Genomic DNA, 1228 nt, shown 5'->3' with positions numbered 1-1228 from the left:
CGCCGCCGGGCCGGCGGCGGGCAGCATCTGGACCATCTCGGTGAGGGCGCGGCGCAGGGCGAGCCGCGGGTCGGGGTGCGCCCCGAACCCGTACAGGACGGGCGCGGCCGTGTCCGTGTCCCCGGCGCCCCGGGAGACCGCCGCCATCACGGGGATGCCGAGGTCGGAGGTGAGGTCGAGGGTCCACACCTGGCGCCCGGCCCGGCCGAGGGCGTCGCGCAGGCCGCTCAGCCACGGCTCGTCGAAGGCGTCCAGGTCGACACCGGGCAGCCGCAGGCGGTTGTACCACCACAGGGCCACCGCGTCCCGTTCGACCAGTTCCAGGAACCCCTGCACCAGGGCGTCCTCCGGGCTGCTGCCGGCCGCGTTGCCGTTGGAGTCGGCCCACAGTCCGTCCCGGGTGCCACCGGACGAGGTGTCGAAGTACAGGGTGGCGGTGGGCAGCAGCCGCTGGGTGCCGGCGGTGAGGGACCACACCGGCGTCCACTCGGTGGGCGCCCCGGGGTCGAACGGCGCGCACACGTGGTGGAACGGCGTGTGGGAGGCGTTCCAGCGGTCGCGTTCGGCGTACTGGCGCTCGTGGAACAGCTGGTAGGCGTTGGGGTGGACGGCGGCCGGGCCGAGTCCGGTGAGCGAGTCGGTGAGCGTCAGCTCGTCGCCCTGACGGGCGGCGGAGTAACGTTCCACCGCCTCGCCCAGGGCGCTGGCCCGCGCCTCGACGGCGGTCGCCCCCTTGCCGGAGCTGCGGGACCTGAGCACCCGGCTCACCGCGGCGGGCGAGTGGCCGCCGAGGGCGAGGTTGTGCCCGGAGTCGTAGGCGTGCAGCCCTTCGGGCATGCCGGCCATGGGGCGTACGTCCGTCACGATGCCGGTGACCGGTCCGACCAGGTGGCGGTGGCGGGCGAGCAGCTGCTCGGCGGACAGCGCCCGGTCGTTGCTGCCGGACCCGCCGGCCTTGGGACGGGACACCGGCACCACCGGGCGGCGGGTCCGCTCGGCGACGAGCGCGGGGTCGCCGCAGGACGGGCACTGCGGACGTCTTCGTACCGGATGGTGGCCGGTGCGCAGGGTGAGGCCGTCCAGCACGCACACCGCCCGCTGTTCCGGACTCCGCAGCCCCGCCAGCCACTTGGCCGTCTCCAGCACGGCGCTGTGCAGTCCCAGGGCCCGCACGGCGGCCGGGGAGGGCGCGGGGCGGGCCCTGGGACTGCACAGCGCCGTGCTGGAG

At 75.8% G+C, this 1228-nt stretch carries 1 protein-coding gene; it reads right to left on the bottom strand.

All coding sequences use genetic code 11. From position 1 onward, the window contains the following. The coding region (locus tag AOK11_RS38300) for a TOMM precursor leader peptide-binding protein (RefSeq protein ID WP_157869551.1) at positions 1-1228 on the bottom strand (1228 nt) is incomplete at both ends.

It is taken from the genome of Streptomyces hirsutus, assembly GCF_001418415.1.
GTDB classification, from domain to species: domain Bacteria; phylum Actinomycetota; class Actinomycetes; order Streptomycetales; family Streptomycetaceae; genus Streptomyces; species Streptomyces hirsutus.
This window is presented reverse-complemented; position numbering and strand designations above follow the sequence as displayed.